Genomic DNA, 3064 nt, shown 5'->3' on the forward strand with positions numbered 1-3064 from the left:
GGGTTCGGTGTACTGCCCGCTCGACGACCCGGATTCCTCGGTCGCGGGAAGCAGGTCGAGGTAGTCCGACTGGAACATCACCGCGTCGGACGGTTCGACCACGACCACGTCCCAGCCGTCGCGCACGAACGGGGAGAGTGCCTCGACGTTCGTCTCGGCCTGCTTCCGCGCCGTATCGAGCATGCCTTTCGAATGGGCCGGTCTGCCGCTCCCGGCGACGTCGGACGGAATCCGGACGTGGACGCCCGCCGCTTCGAGCACCCGAACCGCCGCCTTTCCGGCCTCGGGGTGGTTGTAGTTCGTGTAGGTGTCCGGGAAGAGCAGGACGCGGCGGGCGGCGTCCTCCTCCGGGACGCGCGTCCCGCGCTCGGCGAACCAGTCTTCGAGCGTTTCGCGGTGGAACGTCGGGAGGGTTCGGTCGCTGGCGATACCGAACAGTTCCTCGGCCACGAACCGAGCGCCCGGCAGTTCCGTTGCCCAGTTCGAGAGCGGCGCGAACGCGCTTCCCAGCGCCGAGAGCCGACCGATGTTGCCGAAGAGACGGTCACGAACGCTCGTCCCGTGTCGTTGGTGGTACTCGTGTTCGACTTCGGCCTTCAGCTTCGCCATGTCCACGCCGGACGGACAGTCACGGGCACAGCCCTTACAGCCGATACAGAGGTCCATCACCTCGTGCATGAACTCCACGTCGAACTGCTCCTCGTCGGAAAGGGAACCGCTCATCGCCTGTCTGAGCATGTTCGCCCGCCCTCGCGTGCTCGTGATCTCCTCGTCGGCCGCCCGGTAGGTCGGACACATCACGCCGCCGGTGACCTCCTGACCGCCGCGACAACCGCCACAACCGTGACAGAGTTCGACCATCCCCTCGAAACCGTTCTCGTTCTCCCAGTCGAGCACCGGGTCGAACCCGGCGTCGAACTCGTAGCTGGAGTCGAATCGCAGGTTTTCGGTCATGTCCACGTCGCCACAGACCTGCCCGGGGTTGAGCAACCAGTCCGGGTCGAAGGCGGATTTCAGGTCGCGGAAGACGCCCCAGACGTGGTCGCCGTACAGTTTCCGGTTCCACTGCGTGCGGGCGCGGCCGTCACCGTGTTCGCCCGAGACGCTGCCGCCGTACTCGACCACGAGGTCGGTGACGGCGTCCGCGATGGATTCCATCTGATTCACCCCGGCCGGACTCTTCGTGTTGACGAGTGGCCGGATGTGCAGACAACCCGGCCCGGCGTGGGCGTAAATGCTGGCGAACGTGTCGTTGTCCTCCAGCACCTGTTGGAAGTCGGCGACGTACTCGGGCAGGTTCTCCGGCGGGACGGCCGCGTCCTCGATGAACGAGATGTGCTTCGCGTCCGTCGTGCGCGAGAGCAGGATCGGCAGGCCGGACTTCCGCAGTTTCCAGAAGCGGGCGCGTTCCTCCTCGTCGTGTGCCTCCAGCAGGGAGAACGCACGTTCCCCTTCGCGGGCCTCCCGCAGCGCCGCGACTTTCTCCCGGCCGTCCTCGTCGTCGGTCGCGTAGAACTCCACGAGCAGGACCGAGTCGGTTCCCTCCGGCAATATCTCCACCACGTCGTGGAACTCCTCGGTGTCGCTGGCGAGGTCGATGAGCACGTCGTCCAGCACTTCGACGGCCGCCGGGTCGTGGTCGAGAATCGGCGATACGTCCTCCATCGCGTCGTTCAGGCTGTCGTAGGTCAACAGCGCCATCGCCTTCGTCTCGGGCACGGGTTCGAGACTCACCGTCGCCTCCGTCACGATGGCCAGCGTCCCCTCGCTCCCGGCGAGCAAGCGCGCGAGGTTGACGTGCCCCTCCTCGGCTTCCTCCGCCAGCCTGTCGAGGTTGTACCCGGACACGTTGCGTTTGAGTTGCGGGAACACCTCCTCGATAGCGTCCGATTCCTCCTCCACGATTCGCAGGACTTCGGCGTAGATTTGGCCTTCGAGGGAATCCGCTTTCGCACCCTCTCGAAGCTCCTCCAGTGTCACGTCGCCGAAGCGCGTCACGGTGCCGTCGGCGAGGACGACTTCACACTCCTCGATATAGGCGTCCGTCTTCCCGTACTTCAGCGAGTGGGCACCCGTCGAGTTGTTGCCAATCGCGCCGCCGATTGCGCTCTTGTCCCGCCACGCCGGGTCGGGCGCGAACTTCAGGTCGTACTCGGCGAGTTCCGCGTTCAACTCCCCGAGGATGGTGCCGGGTTGTGCGCGGGCGGTCCGTTCCTCCACGTCGAACTCCAGCAGGTCGCCCATGTGCCGGGTGAAGTCCAGCACGACGGCCTCGTTAACCGACTGTCCGGCGAGGCTCGTACCGCCGCCGCGCGGGAGGACCGGGATTTCGCGTTCGGCGCAGTACTCCATCACCGCCGCCACGTCGTCCGTCGACGTTGGGAAGACGACGCCGATGGGTGTCACCTCGTAGGCGCTCGCGTCCGTGGCGTACAACTGCCGGGAGTACTCGTCGAACCGAACCTCCCCGTCCACCAGTTTCACGAGGTCAGAGACCAATCCAGTGCGCGCGGTAGAATCCGAATGATAATCGTAGTTCGCGTGTTCGTCGCGGGCCGGGTCTCCCGCGTCACGTGTTGCCATAGTAGAGCGTATGGAAGGGGGACCGAAAAGTCATGTGGGCCACGGCAACGACGGCGGGGAGTTCTGTTTGGTTTTGGTACTTTTTCGATTGGAGTTGCTCGGCAGCAGATTTCGAACGTCTCCGTCCACTCGTTACGAACAGCAGTGTTTGGTGGTTTTGCGACTGCAGTCGCTAGGAGGCAGACCGCCTCGAAAGCCCCCGCCCGCTCACTACGAGAAATCTCTGCAGCTACTTCGACTGAAACTACTGAGAAGACTACCCCGAAAGCCCCCGCGCGCTCGCGGTCGCTCGGCGACATCTCTCCGTCGGCACTTCGTGCCTCCTCCGAGAGGGGTCACTGAGACGACCATGTAAACGCGAGCGCGCGGCCCCTTTCAACCCATCCAGACCACCGCAATAGCCCCGCTTCCGCACCGCGCCACAGACCTCCCCAGCCGACTGCGTTTCTCGTTCGCGTTGCTCACTGCGATACTCATCCCT

General features: G+C 64.8%; 1 protein-coding gene. It reads right to left on the minus strand.

Features of this window, described 5'->3' with window-relative positions:
* On the minus strand, positions 1-2583 hold a 2583-nt coding region (locus WBV42_RS11820; RefSeq protein ID WP_423986214.1), incomplete at its 3' end, for an FAD-binding and (Fe-S)-binding domain-containing protein.
* Positions 2584-3064 lie beyond the last annotated feature (481 nt).

The sequence above is a fragment of the Haladaptatus sp. genome (assembly GCF_049589095.1).
In the GTDB taxonomy this organism is placed as follows: domain Archaea; phylum Halobacteriota; class Halobacteria; order Halobacteriales; family Haladaptataceae; genus Haladaptatus.